The 17,609-nt window shown below is 70.1% G+C and carries 18 protein-coding genes; 6 read left to right on the top strand and 12 right to left on the bottom strand.

The annotated features are described in order from the left end of the window. Window positions 1-88: 88 nt before the first annotated feature. From OHA25_RS28165 to OHA25_RS28155, 3 genes are all read left to right on the top strand, one after another. Window positions 89-754, top strand: coding sequence for a DUF998 domain-containing protein (locus tag OHA25_RS28165; protein ID WP_327590459.1), 666 nt, complete (start codon window positions 89-91; stop codon window positions 752-754). Between the two features lie 54 nt (window positions 755-808). Further along, on the top strand, window positions 809-1,183 hold the full coding sequence (locus OHA25_RS28160) for a YciI family protein (RefSeq protein ID WP_327590458.1): 375 nt from the start codon (window positions 809-811) through the stop codon (window positions 1,181-1,183). A 69-nt stretch (window positions 1,184-1,252) separates the two neighbouring features. Then, the gene (locus OHA25_RS28155; RefSeq protein ID WP_327590457.1) at window positions 1,253-2,512 is read left to right on the top strand and encodes an RNA polymerase sigma factor; all 1,260 of its coding nucleotides are present in this window, start codon (window positions 1,253-1,255) and stop codon (window positions 2,510-2,512) included. Between the two features lie 87 nt (window positions 2,513-2,599). Here the strand turns inward: OHA25_RS28155 and OHA25_RS28150 are convergent, their stop codons facing one another. The 7 genes from OHA25_RS28150 to OHA25_RS28120 all read right to left on the bottom strand — a co-directional run bounded on the left by OHA25_RS28150 (window position 2,600) and on the right by OHA25_RS28120 (window position 8,067). Further along, window positions 2,600-3,271: a DUF3159 domain-containing protein gene (locus tag OHA25_RS28150; RefSeq protein ID WP_327590456.1), complete on the bottom strand. Its 672-nt coding sequence runs from the start codon at window positions 3,269-3,271 to the stop codon at window positions 2,600-2,602. A gap of 4 nt (window positions 3,272-3,275) precedes the next feature. Further along, window positions 3,276-3,662, bottom strand: coding sequence for an OB-fold nucleic acid binding domain-containing protein (locus OHA25_RS28145; protein ID WP_127935160.1), 387 nt, complete (start codon window positions 3,660-3,662; stop codon window positions 3,276-3,278). Between the two features lie 29 nt (window positions 3,663-3,691). Then, window positions 3,692-4,342 carry a DUF3710 domain-containing protein gene (locus tag OHA25_RS28140; protein WP_327590455.1) on the bottom strand — a complete coding sequence of 217 codons (651 nt, stop codon included), beginning with the start codon at window positions 4,340-4,342 and terminating at the stop codon, window positions 3,692-3,694. 46 nt (window positions 4,343-4,388) lie between these two features. Next, complete coding sequence (gene dut, locus OHA25_RS28135) at window positions 4,389-4,829, bottom strand: dUTP diphosphatase (RefSeq protein ID WP_305922386.1); 441 nt, start codon at window positions 4,827-4,829, stop codon at window positions 4,389-4,391. Continuing rightward, the gene (locus tag OHA25_RS28130) at window positions 4,826-5,377 is read right to left on the bottom strand and encodes a PaaI family thioesterase (RefSeq protein WP_305922385.1); all 552 of its coding nucleotides are present in this window, start codon (window positions 5,375-5,377) and stop codon (window positions 4,826-4,828) included. The genes dut and OHA25_RS28130 overlap by 4 nt, the downstream gene beginning before the upstream one ends. 94 nt (window positions 5,378-5,471) lie before the next feature. Continuing rightward, window positions 5,472-6,719, bottom strand: coding sequence for an AI-2E family transporter (locus tag OHA25_RS28125; protein WP_327590454.1), 1,248 nt, complete (start codon window positions 6,717-6,719; stop codon window positions 5,472-5,474). Between the two features lie 115 nt (window positions 6,720-6,834). Next, window positions 6,835-8,067: an MFS transporter gene (locus OHA25_RS28120; RefSeq protein ID WP_327590453.1), complete on the bottom strand. Its 1,233-nt coding sequence runs from the start codon at window positions 8,065-8,067 to the stop codon at window positions 6,835-6,837. 57 nt (window positions 8,068-8,124) lie between these two features. On the opposite strand from OHA25_RS28120, the gene OHA25_RS28115 reads away from it, so the two are divergent. Then, entirely contained in the window at window positions 8,125-8,643 is a 519-nt protein-coding gene (locus OHA25_RS28115; protein WP_327590452.1) for an ArsR/SmtB family transcription factor, read from the top strand. 30 nt (window positions 8,644-8,673) lie between these two features. Here the strand turns inward: OHA25_RS28115 and valS are convergent, their stop codons facing one another. Further along, a complete protein-coding gene (gene valS, locus OHA25_RS28110) occupies window positions 8,674-11,142 on the bottom strand; it encodes a valine--tRNA ligase (RefSeq protein ID WP_327590451.1) in 2,469 nt (822 codons plus the stop codon). 108 nt (window positions 11,143-11,250) lie between these two features. Here valS and OHA25_RS28105 point away from each other — a divergent pair, with 108 nt between their 5' ends. After that, window positions 11,251-11,535, top strand: coding sequence for a DUF4235 domain-containing protein (locus tag OHA25_RS28105; protein WP_327590450.1), 285 nt, complete (start codon window positions 11,251-11,253; stop codon window positions 11,533-11,535). Here the strand turns inward: OHA25_RS28105 and OHA25_RS28100 are convergent. The 4 genes from OHA25_RS28100 to paaN form a co-directional block, all read right to left on the bottom strand. Next, window positions 11,468-12,901 carry an alpha,alpha-trehalose-phosphate synthase (UDP-forming) gene (locus OHA25_RS28100; RefSeq protein ID WP_327590449.1) on the bottom strand — a complete coding sequence of 478 codons (1,434 nt, stop codon included), beginning with the start codon at window positions 12,899-12,901 and terminating at the stop codon, window positions 11,468-11,470. The genes OHA25_RS28105 and OHA25_RS28100 overlap by 68 nt on opposite strands. Window positions 12,902-12,915: 14 nt before the next feature. Further along, window positions 12,916-14,460, bottom strand: a complete 1,545-nt coding sequence (locus OHA25_RS28095) for an FAD-dependent monooxygenase (RefSeq protein ID WP_327590448.1) — start codon at window positions 14,458-14,460, stop codon at window positions 12,916-12,918. Then, window positions 14,457-15,404, bottom strand: coding sequence for an MBL fold metallo-hydrolase (locus OHA25_RS28090; protein ID WP_327590447.1), 948 nt, complete (start codon window positions 15,402-15,404; stop codon window positions 14,457-14,459). Before OHA25_RS28090 ends, OHA25_RS28095 begins: the two co-directional genes overlap by 4 nt. A gap of 61 nt (window positions 15,405-15,465) precedes the next feature. Then, window positions 15,466-17,112: a phenylacetic acid degradation protein PaaN gene (paaN, locus tag OHA25_RS28085; RefSeq protein WP_327590446.1), complete on the bottom strand. Its 1,647-nt coding sequence runs from the start codon at window positions 17,110-17,112 to the stop codon at window positions 15,466-15,468. Window positions 17,113-17,212: 100 nt separating this feature from the next. On the opposite strand from paaN, the gene paaI reads away from it, so the two are divergent. Beyond that, window positions 17,213-17,608 carry a hydroxyphenylacetyl-CoA thioesterase PaaI gene (gene paaI / locus OHA25_RS28080; protein WP_327591053.1) on the top strand — a complete coding sequence of 132 codons (396 nt, stop codon included), beginning with the start codon at window positions 17,213-17,215 and terminating at the stop codon, window positions 17,606-17,608. Window position 17,609: the final 1 nt, after the last annotated feature.

Below are 17,609 nucleotides of genomic sequence, written 5' to 3'. Positions count from 1 at the left end.
GTGGGCGCGTGTCGAAACCGCCTCGCCTCGTTCGCAGCGTATCCAGTGGGCTGGACGAGCCGGCCCCGCCGACGCGAGGTTGACGACCATGACCCAGCAGCTTGCCCACTCCCCCGCCCGCCCTCTCTCCACCCGGCGTCTGCTGCTCGGCTGCGGCATCGTGGCCGGCCCCACGTACGTGACCGTGGCCCTGGCGCAAGCGCTCACCCGGGACGGCTTCGACCTGGCCCGTCACCCCTGGAGCTTCCTGGCCAACGGCGAGCTCGGCTGGATCCAGACCGCGAACTTCGTCCTCACCGCCCTGGCCACCATCGCCGCCGCCGTCGGCCTGAGTCGCAGCCTGTCCCCCGGGCGCGGCGCGCGCTGGGCCCCGATCCTGGTCGGCGCGTTCGGGGCTAGCATGATCGGCGCCGCGATCTTCCCCGCCGACCCCGCGATGGGCTTCCCCGCTGGAACCCCCGAAGGTCCGGGCACGGTCACCCTGTCAGGGACGCTGCACATGGCCGTCGGCGGCGTCGGATTCCTGTGCATGGCCGCGGCCTGCTTCGTCATCGCCTCCCGGCAGGCCCGCGAGGACCGCAAGGGCTGGGCCCTGTACTCCCGGGTCACCGGCACGCTCTTCCTCGGCTCGTTCGCGGGCATCGCCAGCGGCGGCGGCGTCGCCTGGGCCAACCTGGCGTTCATCGCCGGCATCGTGGCGATCTGGGGCTGGCTGTCGCTACTGTCTCTGAGCCTGTCCCGCCAGACCGCCTGACTCCCCCTACGAAGACCTGACGTTCCCCACCGCAACGAAGAAAGGCAACGCACGATGCGCTACTTGGTCACGCTCAAGATCGCCGCCCAGCCCGACGGGCCACCGCCGGCCGACCTCATGGAGGCCATCTTCAAACTCGGCCAGGAGGCCACCGAGGCCGGCGCCCTGCTCGACCAGAGCGGTCTGGCCCCCAGCTCCGAGGGGGCGAGGGTCGAGGTGAGCGGCGGCCGCCTGGCCGTGAGCGACGGGCCGTTCGCCGAGGCCAAGGAAATGATCAGCTACGCACTGTACGAGGTCAAGACCAAGGAAGAGGCCGTGGAGTGGACCTCCCGCTTCATCAAGCTGCACCGTGACCTGTGGCCGGGATGGGAGGGCCAGGCGGACGTGCTGCGGTTGTTCTCGCCGGCGGACTTCGCCCCACCGGCCTGACACCCCACACCCCACCGGCCGCGGACCGCGAAGGCGCGGGTCCGCGGCCGGATGCTGTATTCAGGACGCATGACGGTAGCCGATTCCCATCGGGCGGTGGAGGCGGTCTGGCGGATCGAGTCCGCCCGCGTCATCGCCGCCCTGGCCCGCATGACGGGCGACCTCGCCCTGGCCGAAGAGCTGGCCCAAGACGCGTTGGTGGCGGCGCTCGAAGAGTGGCCTCGCAAGGGCGTGCCCGACAATCCGGGCGCCTGGCTGACGCTCACTGCCAAGCACCGCGCCATCGACCAGTTCCGCCGCCGCGACACCTACCAGCGCAAGCTGCAAGAGATGGGCCGCGACATGGAGCTCCGTCAGGAAACGGCCGAAGCCGAGCTCGACGACGCCCTCGACGATCACATCGGCGACGACCTGCTCCGCCTCATCTTCACCGCCTGCCACCCCGCCGTGCCGGCCGAGGGCCGGCTCGCGCTCACCCTGCGCCTGCTCGGCGGCCTGTCCACCGCCGAGATCGCCCGTGCTTTCCTCGTCCCCGAGCCCACCGTCGGCCAGCGCATCTCCCGCGCCAAACGCACCCTCGCCGACAAGAAGATCCCCATCGAGCTGCCGCCGCCCGCCGAACTGCCGGAACGGCTGGCCTCCATCCTGGAGGTCATCTATCTGATCTTCAATGAGGGGTACGCGGCGACCTCCGGCGAGGACTGGATCCGCCCGTCGTTGTGCCAGGAGGCCATGCGTCTCGGCCGCATCCTGGCCGGGCTCATGCCCGCCGAACCCGAGGTGCACGGCCTGCTGGCGCTCATGGAGCTCCAGGCCTCGCGCATCCCGGCCAGAACCGCCGGGGACGGCTCCCCCATCCTCCTGCTCGACCAGGACCGCAGCCGCTGGGACCGGCTGCTCGTCCGTCGTGGTCTGGACGCGCTGCGCCGCGCCGAGGATCTGGGCACGCTCGGACCGTACGGGCTCCAGGCCGCCATCGCCGCCTGCCACGCCCGCGCGCTGAAGCCGGATGCCACCGACTGGGAGCGCATCGCCGCGCTGTATCGGCTGCTGGCTCACCTCACGCCCTCGCCGATCGTTGAGCTGAACCGCGCGGTCGCGCTCGGCATGGCCTACGGACCCGCACGCGGGCTGGAGCTCGCCGACACCCTCCGGCACGACCGTGCCCTGCGGGATTACGCCCACCTGCCAGCCGTCCGCGGCGACCTGCTGGCCAAGCTCGGACGAGCCGAAGAGGCGGCCGCCGAGTTCCGCCGCGCCGCTGAGCTGACCCGGAACACGTGCGAGCGCCAGCTATTCCTGCAGCGCGCCGCCACGCTGTGCCCCTGACGCCCCGCGACCGCCCCGCAAGCACGCAGGCCGGCACCGGAACGCCCTCGATCCTGCTGCTGATGAGCGAGCGGCGCTGAGGGATCGTCAGGCCGGGGCGACCGGAGGTTTGATCGGGGTGCGGCCGCGGCCCAGGACCCAGAGCATCGCGGCGAGCGCGGCCACCTGGAGCGGCCAGCCCATCGCGATCTTGGCGACCCCGAGCGCCGCCACCGCCTGGTCCCCGCCGCCGAACAGGTAGACCGGCCCCTGCACCGCCACCCTGACCGCGCACGGCAGCATGAGCAGCCACGTCAGCCGCGTGCAGAGCTTCACGATGCCCGGATCCTTGTGCCAGCCGGTCGGGTCGTTGGTGACCGAGCCGATCAGGAAGCCCACGACCGGCCACCGGGTGACGATCGACAGCAGCATCCCCACCATGTAGGCGGCGTTCCACAGGATGCCGGGCAGGAAGAAGTCCTTCGCGTCGCCTGATCGGCTGGCGAAGAACCAGCCGATCGCGATGCCGATCAAGCTGTTGATCACGAACTGCGGGCTGGACCGCTGCACGATCCTGGCCACCAGCAGCACGACCGCCAGCGAGATGCTGATGATGAGCGACAGTTTGAGGTCCTCGGTGGAGATCCAGGACACCGTGAACGCGATCGTCGGGATCGCCGCCTCGAGGATGCCGCGCACCCCGCCCAACGCCTTGGCGAGCTGCGCTCGCACCGCCGCTTCCACGGTGTCGTGGGCGACCTCTTCCGCCTCAGCACTCACCTGGTCAACTCCCTGGGCGCAGCTCGTAGCGTGGATTGAACATCACCTTGCGCCCGTCCTGCATGCTGACCAGGCCCTCGGCCTTGACCGTGCGGCCGGGCTCGATGCCCGCGATCTTGCGGCGGCCGAGCCAGACCAGGTCGATGACATCCGACCCGTCGTAGAGCTCGGCTTCGAGAGCGGGGGCACCGCCCCTAGGACGTAGCGTCACCGTACGTAGCGTACCTGCTACGCAGAAGCGCCGTCGGCCGCCACACGACGCGATCGGCGTCGCGCCGACCTCATCGGCGTCTTCCCGCAGCTCCTGGGCCTCGATCTCGGACTGCGGGGATGCCAGCCGGCTGAAGAAGCCGCGCAATCCCCCGCGTTTGGGGGGCTCTGCCGTACTCATGATGAATCAGCCTATGCGAATGTCAGCCCTTAGCGAATCTCGCTGATTTCAGGTCCTCGTCGGAAGGGGTCGTAGCCGGTCCGCTCCTCGGCCTTCTCGCCGGTCTGCTCATTGGGCCGGCGCAGCGGGATCGGCTCCTCCCGGGCCATCGGCTCGTCGCCGCGGACCACCACGACATCCTTGATGAAGTCGGCGAACGCCCCGAAGACCGCCTCGTCGCGCGCCCCCTTGCCGGAGATCAGCGCCAGCAGGAGCCATCGTGGGCCGTCGATGCCGAGGTAACGGACCGGCATGACAGTGCCGTCGGCGGCCTTGACCTCGCCGCTCAGTTCGGTGCCGAACGGGCCTTCCCGCTCCTCCAGGTCCTTCGCCTGCGCCCGGATCTTGGTCTTCACATCGTCCCACAGGCCCGAACTGCGCGGGGCGGCCAGCGCCTGCAGCGACAGCATGCTGTCGTCGTAGCGGACGACGACGCTGACGTGCTGGTCGCCGACCGTGGCCGGCCGTAGGTCGAAATCGGGGATGTCCGGCAGCCGCAGGCCGCCGTAGTCGATCCTGTCGGTGTCCGGGTGAGGCTCGTCGGCGTCCCAGGGGCCGGACTCCCGCGTGGGGGCGGCAGGCTCCTGCTCGTGCGCGACCGCCTGCTCCGGCTGCTCATGCCGACGACGACGTCGGAACACTTTACTCACTCTCCCTGCTCGCTTGGGCCGCGGAACGACCCGTCCGTCAACGTCCCGTCGATCCGAAGCCGTTCGCGCCGCGTACTGAGCCCGGCAGGCGCTCGACCTCGGAGAACGCCGCACGCTCGACCCGCTGGATCACGAGTTGCGCCACGCGGTCACCGCGCTGGAGCCGGAACGGCTCCTTGGCGTCCGTGTTGATCAACGTCACCTTGATCTCGCCCCGGTAGCCGGCGTCGACCGTGCCGGGCGCGTTGACCATGGTGACCCCGTGCCTGGCCGCCAGCCCCGAGCGCGGATGGACGAACGCCGCATAGCCGTCGGGGAGGGCGATCGCCACGCCCGTCCCGACCACGGCCCGCTCGCCGGGCAGCAGCTCGACGTCCTCAGCCGCGTAGAGATCGGCGCCCGCGTCTCCCGGATGGGCATAGGACGGCATCGGCAGCTCGGCGTCGAGCCGGTGGATGAGGACCTCCACGTTGCTCAAGGGTTCACCTCGTAGTCCTGGTGCTCTGCGGCGATGGCGGCCAGGTCGCCGTGCTTGGCGAAGTGCTCCATATTCACCTCGATGAACAGCGCTGCCGCGCGGACGGCGACCGGTCCGTCGGGGGCGCCGATGCGCCCCTCTGCCTCAAGGTACGCCTTCCTGCCCGCGATGCCGTTGCACCAGGCGCGCAGGTGGAGTGTCGTGCCCACGGGAACGGGGAGAAGGTAGTCGGTCTCCAGCCGTCCCGTCACATAGGGCTTGCGGAACAGGTAAACAGACATACCGATGACCTCATCCATGGCGGCGGCCAGCACGCCGCCGTGCGCCAGCATGGGCGCGCCCTGGTGCGCCTCCCCCACCGTGAACTCGGCCTCGACGGTCGCGCCGTCGGGGGTCCTGGCCGTGAGGTGCAGGCCGGTCGGGTGGTCATCGCCGCACCCGAAGCAGCGGCTGTAATGGGAGCCCAGGTGGGTGCCCGGCGGCGCGTCGGGGTGCGCCGCGGGCACACCGGCGCCGTGTGGCGGGGTGGTGAGGGAGGAACGGGTCACGGGTGACGAGGTTACTCCGTGTCCCGGCCCTGCCCGTCCCGGGTCCGCGCTCCGCCTCACACCGGCCGTCCACGGCACGCGCCACGCCCATGCCTTACGCGTCTTCGGTGCGCGCTGTGCCCGTGCCGCGTTCGTGCTCCGACCGAGTTCCGCCCGCGGGGGGAGTCCCGCCGGCCGAAGGCGGCCCTGCCGCGGGCGGCGTGCCCTCTGCGGGAACAGGCCGGGGTGCAGGCCGCGGTGGCTCGCCGCCGGGCGGTGGCTCGACATGGTCCTCGGGCGGCGGCAGGGCCGGCGGCTCGTGCCTGAGCTCCGGCAGCGCCCGGTAGAGCACCGCCGCCACCGGCACGGCCACGGCCGCCCCCGCGATGCCCGCCAGGATGCCCCCGATGGACAGCACCAGGATGATCGCCAGCGGATGGAAGTTGAGCGCCCGCCCCACGATGAGCGGCTGCAGCACATGATTTTCCAGCTGCTGCTCCACGATGAGGATCCCGAGGAAGACCAGCGCGAGCACGAGCCCCTTCGCACCCAGCGTGACGAGCGTGGCCACCGTGCCGGCGAAGAAGATGCCGACGATGGGGATGAAGCTGGCGAAGAAGATCAGCACCGCCAGCGGCGCCCACAGGGGCACGCCCATGCCGGCCAGCACGATGCCCATGACCAGCCCGTGCACCGCCGCCACCGCCACGGTGCCCTGCACGTAGTGGGAGAGCGTGGTCCACGCGACCCGCCCCGCCCGGTCCACGCGCGGCGCCATCCCGCCGAATCCCCGCAGGAACCACGCCCAGATCCGCTCGCCGTCCTTGAGCAGGAAGAATGTCACGAACAGTAGGAGCACGATGGACGCGAGCACCTCGAGGGCGGCCGCGCCGGCGCTCAGCACGGTGCCGGTGATGGCCTGGCGTTGCGTGTTGATGATGTTGGCGATCTCGTCGACGTAGGCGGTGATCTGCGTCTGTTCGAGGTGCAACGGGCCGGTGATCAGCCAGTCCTGCACGTCGCGAGCGGTCGACTGCACCTGCTTGACCAGGTTGGGGAACTCCTCGCCGGCCCGCGCCCCGACCAGCCAGCCGGTGCCGACGAGCACGGTCAGGGCCACCAGCATGGTGATCCAGGTCGCGTAGATCGGCCGTATGCCCGCCTTCCGCAGGCGGTTGGTCAACGGGAACAGCAGCGCGGTCAGCAGCAGCGCGATCGCCACCGGCAGCGCCACGAACGTGAGCCGGGCGATGACCAGGGCGAAGAAATAGACGACCACGCCGACGAGGATCAGGCACACGCACCACGCGGCCATCCTGGCCAGCACGGGCGGCACGAGTTTGGTTGGGCGGTCCGGCAGCACGTGTTCAAGACTGGCACGTCCGGGCCGCGGATGCGCGCGGATAATCGCCGGTGCGGCTCAGAACCGGCCGACGGCGTACGATCGGGCCCGGCGTAAGCGGATCCGGGGTGTGCGACTACTGCGTGGCGCTCGCCGGTACGGGCAGCTCGCGCATCGAGCGCAGGGGCGAGGTGACCAGCCACAGGAACGCCAGGCAGGCCCCGAGCGCTGCCACCAGGAGCGTGTTCCGCACCCCGATCACCTCGCCCAGCACGCCACCGATCACTCCGCCCAGCGGCATCGTCCCCCAGACGACGAAGCGGATGGTGGCGTTCATCCTGCCGAGCAGCGGCTCGGGCGTGATGGCCTGGCGGAAGCTGAGCTGGGTGACGTTGTAGACCACCACTGAGGCCCCGACGCAGAATTCGTACAGCCCGAACAGCAGGAGGCGCCAGTCGGCCTCCAGCCACGGCAACACGAACGTCAGCGGCGCGGGCAGCGCGATGGCCACCCACATCGTCGGCCCCTGCCCGAGCCACCGGGCGATCCTGGCGTTGACCAGCGCGCCGGCCAGCCCGCCGACCCCGCCCGCGGCCATGAGCAGCCCGATCGTGCCCGCGGCCAGCCCAAGCTCCCTGGCCAGTAGCAGCAGGACCATCGGGAAGGCCATCGCCGAGAACAGGTTCGAGGTGGCGGTGCAGGCCGTGATGCGGCGCAGCAGCGGGTGCCCGAGCACGAATCGGACGCCTTCGGCGATCTCCCGGCCCAGGTGGCCACGGCGCGCCCCCTGGCGCTCCTCGCGCTTGCGGATCCTCCCCAGGCACAGCGCCGACCAGGCGAACCCGGCCACAGTGACGCTCAGCGCGAAGGGCGCGGTGAGGAACTGGATCAGGTAGCCGCCCGCGCTGGGTCCGCCGAGCTGGGCCACCGTGCGTACGATCTCCAGCGAGGAGTTGCCCGCCACGAGCCGCTCCCGCCCGACCAGGTGCGGCAGGTAGCTCTGGTAGGCCACGTCGAAGAACACGGTGAACACCCCGAGCACGAGCGCCACCGCGTACAGCTGGTGGATCGTCAGCGCGTCCAGCCACCACGCCAGCGGCACCGACGCGAGCGCCGCGGCCCGCGCCCAGTCGGCGACGACCATGACCACGCGTTTGCGCAACCGGTCCACGATCGCTCCCGCAGGCAGCCCGATCAGCACGAACGCCAGCGTCTGGCACGCCGCCAGCAGCCCCACCTCGAACTCCGAGACCCGCAGCGCCGACACCGCGACCAGCGGCAGGGCCAGCAGGAGGATTTGGGCGCCCGCCTGGCTGGCGCTGTCGGCCAGGAACAACCCGCGGAAGTCGTGATCGCGCAACAAGCTCACGGGATAGACGATCCAGGACCGATTGATAAAAGTCAATCAGTTGTAGGCTGGCGTGCCATGGGCAACAAACGCCGCCCAGCCACCGAGGCGGAGGCCCGCGCCCTGGCCTCGGCCATCCGCCTGCGCATCCTGCGGCTCTGCCTCGACCAGGCGTTGACCAACAAGGAGATCGCCCAGCGGCTCGGCGCCAACCCCGCCACCACGCTTCACCACGTGCGCAAGCTGGTCGAGACGGAGTTCCTGGCCGCCGAGCCCAGCCGCCCCGGCCCGCGCGGCTCGACCGAGATCCCCTACCGTGCCACGGGCAAGTCCTGGGAGATGGACGTCCGCGAGAGCGGCGTCACCGGCGCCAAGGGGGCGATGCTGGACGCCTTCCTGGAGGAGCTCAAACTCGTCGACGTCGAGGAGGGCCATTTCACCAGGCTGGGACTCAGGCTCACCGCCGAAGGCCTCGGCGAGCTGCTGGAGCGACTGCAAGAGGTTTTCGACGACTTCCGCGACCGGCGACCGCCGCCGGACGGGGAGGCGTACTCGCTGTTCGTGGCTCTCCACCGGGACGTGAGCCGCGACAGCTGAAGCGGGGGGACGCCGCGCGTCCCCCGGGCGTCAGCTCAGGTGCACCTCGACCGTCAGCTCGTCACCGTGGTCGAGCACGAACTCCTCGACGTTGCCCGCCGCGCACAGATCGTCCTGCGCCTGCCGCACGAGCTCCGCCTCAGGGCCCGTGACCGTCAGCCGGGACACCTCGGCACGCATCGACAGCTTGGCCTCCGACTTGGCCTTGCGCACCCGCCGGAGCACGTCCGAGGCCACGGCGAGCACCGCCGGGTTCCCCGTCCCGGGCTCGGCGGCGGGCCACGGCGCACGGTGCACCGAGCCCTCCCGCCACCAGGACCACACCTCTTCGGTCACGAACGGCAGGAACGGCGCGAACAGCCGCAGCAGCACGTCGAGCGCCTGCCGCAGCGCCGCGTGGGCGGAGGCGGACCTGTCGTAGGCCCGCGCCTTGACCAGCTCCAGATAGTCATCGCAGAACGCCCAGAAGAAGCGCTCCACGGCCTCCAGGGCCCTGGTGTGGTCGTAGGCCTCGAACGCCTCGCCGGCCTCGCGCACGGCCTCCGACAGCGCCGCCAGCATCGACAGGTCGAGCGGCTCGGTGACCTCACCGTCGCTCTCGGCCAGGCCGAGCACGAATTTGGACGCGTTGAGGATCTTGATGGCGAGCCGCCGCCCGATCTTGAGCTGCCCGACGTCGAACGCGGTGTCCACGCCGTAGCGGCCGTTGGCCGCCCAGTAGCGCACGGCGTCGGAGCCGTGCTGCTCCAGCAGGTCCATGGGCGTGACCACGTTGCCCTTGGACTTGGACATCTTCTTGCGGTCAGGGTCGAGGATCCACCCGGAGATCGCGACGTCGCTCCACGGCAGCCCGCCGAACTCGTCGTGCGACCTGACCACGGTCGAGAACAGCCAGGTGCGGATGATCTCGTGGGCCTGCGGCCGCAGGTCCGCGGGGAAGACCCGCTTGAACAGGTCGTCGTCGCTCTCCCAGCGGCCGGCGATCTGCGGCGTCAGCGACGAGGTGGCCCACGTGTCCATGACGTCAGGGTCGGCCATGAACCCGCCGGGCACGCCGCGCTGGTCCTCGGTGTAGCCGGGCGGCACGTCGGAGGACGGGTCGATCGGCAGCGTGTCCTCCGGCGGCACGATCGGCTCGTCGTGGACCGGCTGCCCGGACTCGTCGACCGGATACCACACCGGGAACGGCACGCCGAAGAAGCGCTGGCGGGAGATCAGCCAGTCGCCGGTGAGTCCCTCGACCCAGTTGTCGAAGCGCACCCGCATGTGCGGCGGGTGCCATCGCAACTCGCGCCCGCGCGCCAGCAGCTGCTGCCGCAGCTCCTCGTCCCTGCCGCCGTTGCGGATGTACCACTGGCGGGTGGTGACGATCTCGAGCGGCTTGTCGCCCTTCTCGTAGAACTTCACCGTCCGCGTGACCGGCCGCGGCTCGCCCTCGAGGTCGCCGGACTCGCGCAGCAGCTCCACGATCCGCTCGCGCGCGCTGTGCACCGTCTTGCCGGCCAGCTCCTTGTAAGGCTCCGCGTCCACGCCCTCGGGCGGCTCGGGCAGCAGCCGCCCGTCCCAGCCGATGACCGGCCGGATCGGCAGCCGCAGCTCCCGCCACCAGGTGACGTCGGTGATGTCGCCGAACGTACAGATCATCGCGATGCCGGAGCCCTTGTCCGGCTCGGCCAGGTGGTGCGCCAGCACCGGCACCTCGACCCCGAACAGCGGCGTCAGCACCGACGTGCCGAACAACTCCTGGTAACGCTCGTCGTCGGGGTGCGCGACCAGCGCCACGCACGCCGGGATCAGCTCGGGCCTGGTCGTCTCGATCCAGACCGGGCCCTTCTCGCCGTAGAACGAGATCCGGTGGAAGGCGCCGGGCCACTCCCGGTCCTCCAGCTCGGCCTGTGCGACGGCGGTGCGGAAGCTGACGTCCCACAACGTCGGCGCCTCGGCCAGGTAGGCCTCGCCGCGCGCGAGGTTACGCAGGAACGCCCGCTGCGACACCGCCTGCGCCTCGTCGCTGATCGTCGTGTAGAGCAGCGACCAGTCCACCGACAGGCCGACCCGCCGCCACATCTCCTCGAACGCCTGCTCGTCGATCGCGGTCAGCTTGTGGCACAGCTCCACGAAGTTGCGCCGCGAGATCGAGACCTCACGTTTGCCGGGCTTGTCCGGTGGAAGGAAGTCCGGGTCGTACGGGAGCGACGGGTCGCACCGCACGCCGTAGACGTTCTGCACCCGCCGCTCCGTGGGCAGGCCGTTGTCGTCCCAGCCGATGGGGTAGAAGACCGCCTTACCGATCATCCGCTGATAGCGGGCCATGATGTCGGTTTGGGTGTAGGAGAAGACATGACCGACGTGCAGCGACCCGGACACGGTCGGCGGCGGCGTGTCGATCGAGTAGACCTGATCACGCGGCTTGGACCGGTCGAAGCGATAGGTGCCGTCGGCCTCCCAGCGAGCTACCCATACCTGCTCCAAGCCGTCAAGGGTCGGCTTTTGGGGCATGGATGCATGGCGTAGTCGCTGCTGAGTCATGCCTCCTTATGGTACGGCTTCGCGGGCGCCACAAGCGGTAGAGACTAGTGTTCGTTACATATGGGGAAGGAGATCGGGATGGCGGACGACAAGCCCGACGTGGCCTGGCGGATCATCGGCGGCCTCGTGGGTCTGGTGACCGGGTGGGCGATGAAAAAGCTTCTCGGGTTCGTCTGGGTGAAGGCGACCGGCAAGGAGCCGCCGGTCGACAGCGAGTCACCCGAGGTCAGCATGGGCGAAGCCATCGGCTACGCCGTGCTCATGGGCGTGGGCATGTCCGTGGCGCAGATCGTGGTCAACCGGACCGCCAGGAAGCGCTACGACGCGTGGAAGTCGCTGAAGCAGGTGACTCCAGGGCAGTGAGAAACTCGCTCGCCCAGCGGTCCACGTCGTAGGTGGCGACCCGGCGGCGCATCGTACGCATCCGCCGGGCCAGCTCGTGCGGCGTGGCCCGCATCGCGGCCAGCATCTGCCGTTTGACGTCCTCGACGTCGTACGGATTGACCAGATAGGCCTGGCGCAGCTCGTCGGCGGCCCCGGCGAACTCGCTGAGCACCAGCGCGCCGTGCAGGTCGTGATGGCAGGAGATGTACTCCTTGGCCACCAGGTTCATCCCGTCGCGCAGCGGGGTCACGACCATGACGTCGGCGGCGAGATAGAGCGCGGCCAGCTCCTCGTGGTCGTAGGACTGGTGGAAGTAGACGACCGGCTGGTAGCCGAGCTGCGCGTGCTCGCCGTTGATCCGCCCCACCTGCAGCTCGATGTCGTCGCGCAGCCGGCGGTATTCCTCCACCCGCTCCCTGCTCGGCGTGGCGATCTGCACGAACACCGCCTCGCCCGACTGCAGCCGCCCGTCCTTCAGCAGCTCACCGAACGCCTCGAGCCGCTGGCCGATCCCCTTGGTGTAGTCCAGGCGGTCCACGCCGAGCAGCACGTGCTCGGGGTCGCCGAGCTCCACCCTGATCTCCTTGGCCCGCGCCACGACGCTGGACTCGCGTACCAGCGAGTCGAGCTGCCCGAAGTCCACGGAGATCGGGAACGCCTGTGTCTGGACGATACGGTCGTCGAGGAAGATCTCGTTGCCCTTGTACGGCAGCCCCAGCAGCCGCCGGCACAGCCTGCGGAAGTTGGAGGCCCCGCCGGGCAGCTGGAAGCCCACCAGGTCGGCCCCGAGCAGCCCTTCGACCAGCTCCTTGCGCCACGGCAGCCGCCAGAACAACTCGACCGGCGGGAAGGGGATGTGCAGGAAGAACCCGATCCGCAGGTCGGGCCTGAGCCTGCGCAGCATGGCAGGCACCAGCTGGAGCTGATAGTCCTGCACCCAGACGACCGCGCCTTCCTCGGCCGCGTCGGCGGCGGCGTTGGCGAAGCGCTCGTTGACCTCCCGGTAGGTCTCCCACATCTCCCTGTCGAACACCGGCGGCGCCACGACGTCGTGGTAGAGCGGCCACAGCGTGGCGTTGGAGAAGCCCTCGTAATAAAGCTCCACCTCGCGGGCCGACAGCGGGACCGGGATCAAGTTCATGCCGCCCTGCTCGAACGGCTCCAGCTTCTCGTCGGGCGCCCCGTGCCAGCCGGCCCACGCTCCGTGGCGCCGTTGCATCACCGGCGCGATCGCGGTGACGAGCCCGCCAGGGCTCCTGCGCCACGAGGCCGTTCCGTCAGGCTCGATCGACCTGTCCACCGGCAAACGGTTCGCGACGATCAGAAACGAGCTCCGGCCAGTCACGCAGTTCCCTCCTCTTATGGGGTCATGTCAGGTGAGCCGCCCATGGCACGACTCAGGGCGGCCGCCACCGACTCCGGACCCGCGTGGGGGATGATCGCGGCGATGTGGGAGTCGGGCCTGATGACCCATGCCTCCTCAGGCCCGGCGCCAAGCCTTTCAGTGAGCGAGCCGGTCCCATCCATCTCCGCGAGCCCGCGTACGGCGAGCGGCGCCGTAGTGACCTTGCCCAGGACCTGCACAAACAAACTCGAATCGCACATATCACCCAGAAGTACTAGAAATCCATCCCGGCAGAACTCCCGCAGCCGCCCGCCCGGAATGCTCGCGTCGGGCAGGATCACACCGGGCGCGGGCGGGCACAATGCGCCTTTGGGCGGCCTGCCCGTAAAGGGCCGCGTCGGCTCGGGCGTGGTCAACGGCGAATCGACATACCAGTAAGGTTCGGCGAAGCGCCCGGAGTCGATCTCCGCGACCAGCCCGCCCTCCAGCACCGCCCGCCGGTGCATCCGCTCCTCCACGCTGCGGGGCGCGATAAAACGCATCGTGGCGGCGGTGACCTCGAGGTTCTCCCGCGCGGCCGCGTGCCGCTCGGCGTGGTAGGACTCCAGCAGGCCGTCCCCGGCCCAGCCATTGAGCACGAAGGCCAGCTTCCACGCCGCGTTCTCGGCGTCGGGCACTCCGGAGTTGAGCCCGCGCGCGCCGAACGGGGCCACCAGGTGAGCGCAGTCGCCGGCCAACAGGACCCGGCCGACGCGCATGCGGGAGGCGATGCGGGAGTGAAAGCGGTAGGTGCTGTGCCAGATCAGCTCGTAGGGCCGCTCGCCAATGATTTGCCTGATTTTTCGCGAAATATCAGTCTTCGTTGGGATGAAGTCGGGCGCGATCTGCCAGTCGATCCTGAACGTGCCCCCTGGGCACGGGTGGATCAGCACCTGCCGTCCCGGATTCCAGATGGGATCGAAGTAGAAACGGCGCTCGCTCTCCCAGCCCGGCAGGTCGGCCTTGATGTCGCAGATCAGGAACTGGTCGTCGAACGTCTCTCCGTCGAAGGTGACGCCGAGCGACTGGCGTACCTGCTGGGCCCGCGCTCCCGCGCAGACCAGCACGTATGGTGCCCGCAGCAACCGCTGCCCGCAGTGCACCGTGACGCCGGAGGCGTCCTGCGTGAGCCGGGTGGCCTCGTGGTTCCAGCGCACCTCGATGAGCGGCTGCCCGGCGATGGCCTCGTCGAGAATCTGCTCGGTGCGCGCCTGCGAGATGTTGACGAACGGGGGCATCGGGCCCTCCCGCTCGAACGACCAGGAGAACAACTCACGGTCGCGGTAGTAGGTGCGGGCGGTCGTCCAGGTCAGCCCCTCCTCGGCCACCTTGCCCGCCCCCACCGCGGCCCAGACGTCGAGCACGTCCCGCTGCTGGCAGATGGAGCGCGACCCGCCCGCGTCCCGACCCGGCCGCCGGTCCAGCACCAGCACCTGGATGCCCCAGCGGGCCAGCAACAACGCGGCGCTCTGCCCCACCGGCCCCGCGCCGATCACGATGACCTGCGGCTCGGTGTTCACGACTGCAGCTCGTTCCAGACCTCGCGGTCGCGCTCGGCGGTCCAGATGCGCGGCCGCTCGACGCCGTGCAGCTCGTCCCAGAGCCGGGAGACGTTGAACGGCAGGCAGTGCTCGAAGATCGGCCAGCCGCCGTAGCGGGGCTCCAGAGCGCGGTGGGTGTTGTCGAACGCCTCCTTCACCGACCCTGCCGCGCTCACCTCGCGCATCATGACGCGCAGGAAGTCACGGGTCTGCGCGATGGCCGCCTCCACCCCGGCCTTGCCCCTGGCCACCGCTCCCCTGCCGCCGACCAGCGTCTCCGCCCCGAAGGACGCCACCCGGTCGAGCGTCCCCGCAGACCACTCGCGGTGGAAGGCGTCGCCGGTGTAGAGGGCGGCCTGCGACTCCACGAGGTCGCCGGCGAACATGATTCGGTGGCGCGGCAGCCACGCCACCAGATCTCCTTCGGTGTGGCCCCGCCCGCAGTAGGCCAGCACCAGATCGCCCCTGTCGCCGCCCAGGTCGATGGTGAAGGTGTCACTGAACGTCGCCGTCGGCCACGTCAGGCCGGGGATCGACTCGGGCTCCTTGAACAGGCGGGGCATCCTGGCGTATTCACTGGCCCAGTCCTGCTCGCCGCGCTCGGCGATCAGCTCGCGGGTCTTGTCGTGCGTCACGATCACGTCCGCGCCGAACGCCGACGCGCCCAGCACCCTGACGGCGTGGTAGTGCGACAACACCAGATACCTGATCGGCTTGCCGGTGTGCGCACGCAGCCTGGTCAGCCACTCGCCGGCGGCCACCGGCGTGGCCAGGGCCTCGAAGCAGACGAGGAAGTCCTCGCCCTCGATGGCGCCCACGTTGGGGTCGCCTTCGGCGGTGAGCGCGTACACGCCGTCCGCCAGCACCTCCAGGGTCTGCCTCTTCTCACCGAGATCCGCCGATGAGGCGAACGGCTTGGCCATGGCTCTCCTCCCGTCACCACTCGTAGAGTCCCTTCCCGCTCCCGCGTCCCCCTCCCAGGGGTCATGCCGGGCGGCGGGACTGCACCAGGTGGAAGCGGCCCGCCACGTAGCCGGGGTCGGTGAGAGAGGCCGTGGCGGCCGGGTTGGCGCCGGTGCCGTGGTAGTCGCTGAAGGCGGCCGACTGGTTGACGAAGACGCCGGCGGTCAGGTTGCACGACAGGTTCACGCCCGCGTCCAGTGCCGCGCTCTCGACCTGGTCGAGCACCTCCGGAGAGGTCGAATAGGCGGATGCGGTGAGCGCCCCGCGCGCCTTGGTCGTGCGGCGCAGCACCTCCAGGCTCTCCTCGGTGGAGGCCGTCGGCACGAGGAACGCGATGGGGCCGAAGTGCTCACGTCCGTAGACGTCGGAGGCGGACGGATCCACCCGGACGATCACAGGCGTCCTGATCACCGCGTCAGGGAACGACGGGTGCTGGACGGCCCGCGACGGCAGCACCACATCTCCCAGCGAGGGCGCGCTTTCCACGCGCACCAGCACGTCGGGGTTGACGATGGCGCCAGTCAGCTCGACCGCCCGAGCGTCGTCGCCGAGCAGCTTGCCGACCGCCGCGGCCAGCCCCGCGGCGACCTCGTCGAAGCTCTTGTGCCCCTCGTCCGTGTCGATCCCGCCGGCGGGGACGAGGACGTTCTGTGGCGCGGTGCACATCTGCCCGCTGTAGAGGGACAGGGAGAACGCCAGATTGCCCAGCATGCCCCGCCAGGAGTCGGTGGAGTCGATGACGACGGTGTTGACCCCGGCCTTCTCGGTGTGCACGAGGGCCTGGCGGGCGTTCTGCTCCAGCCACTCGCCGAACTCGGTGGAGCCGGTGAAATCGACGATGCGTACGTCCGGGTGCGTGGCCAGGGTCTTGGCCAGCCCCCGGCCCTCCTCGGCGGCCAGTGACACGAGCGCCGGGTCGAAGCCCGCCTCGGCGAGCACCTCGCGGGCGATCCGCACCGTGATCGCGAGCGGCAGGACGGCCCGGGGATGCGGCTTGACGATCACCGGGTTGCCGGTGACGAGCGAGGCGAACAACCCCGGGTAGGCGTTCCACGTGGGGAACGTGTTGCACCCGATCACCAGCGCGACGCCCCTGGGCACGACGGTGAAGCGCTTGTCCATGACGAGCGGCTCGCCTTTGCCCGGCTTCTCCCAGTGGGCGATCGAGGCGGAGGAGGTCATGGCGGCGTAGCCGTACGCGACGGCCTCCAGCGCGCGGTCCTGCGCGTGCGGCCCGCCGGCCTGGAACGCCATCACGAACGCCTGCCCGGTCGTGTGCTGCACCGCGTTGGCGAGCTCGAAGCTGTGCTGATTGATCCGGTTGACGATCTCGACGCAGGTCAGGGCGCGGGTGTCGGGGCCGGCGTCGCGCCAGGCCGGCATCGCCGCCTTGGCGGCGCCGATGAGCTGGTCGACGACGGGCTCGGGGTAGGTGACGCCGAGGTCGATCCCGTACGGCGAGCGCTCGGCGCCGATCCAGGTCCCGGTGCCGGGCTGGTCGAGGGGGAACGGCTTGCCGAGGTAGGACTCGAACACCTCCTTGCCCCGCTCGGCCGCCCCTTCGCCGTACACGCGCGGGCTCGGCGACTCGGGGTAGGCGCTCCAGTATCCCCGTCCGGCGATCGCGGAAAGGGCTTTCTCCAGGGTGTCGCGGTGCTGTTCGAACATGGTTGCTCACCGTCTTGACAGAGATCGACCAGACGGTGAAGTGTTTACCGAACATTCGGTCAGTTGACAAGGGAGACCTGCGTTGGAAAGCGCGCGTCGCATGATGGACGCCGACACCGCCTCCGCGGCCCTGGGCATCGAGCTGACGGAGCTGGCGGAGGGCCGGGCGGTGTGCCGCATGACGGTGACCGGCCAGATGATCAACGGGCACGGGCTGTGCCACGGCGGCTACGTCTTCCTGCTGGCCGACACGGCCTTCGCCTGCGCGTGCAATACGCGCGGCCCGGTGACGGTGGCGGCGGGCGCGGAGATCACGTTCGTCTCCCCCGCCCGCGAGGGCGACGTGCTGGTGGCCGAGGCCGCCGAGCGGACCCGCTACGGCCGCAGCGGCATCTACGACATCTCGGTACGCGGGCCGGACGGACAGGTGGTCGCGGAGTTCCGCGGCCGGAGCCGGGAGCTGAGACGGGTTACTGACTCGCATCAGGATAATTAGG

The sequence above is a fragment of the Nonomuraea sp. NBC_00507 genome (genome assembly GCF_036013525.1).
Classification (GTDB): domain Bacteria; phylum Actinomycetota; class Actinomycetes; order Streptosporangiales; family Streptosporangiaceae; genus Nonomuraea.
The sequence above is the reverse complement of the archived record's forward strand: the minus strand, read 5'-3'. Positions and strand labels throughout refer to the sequence as shown.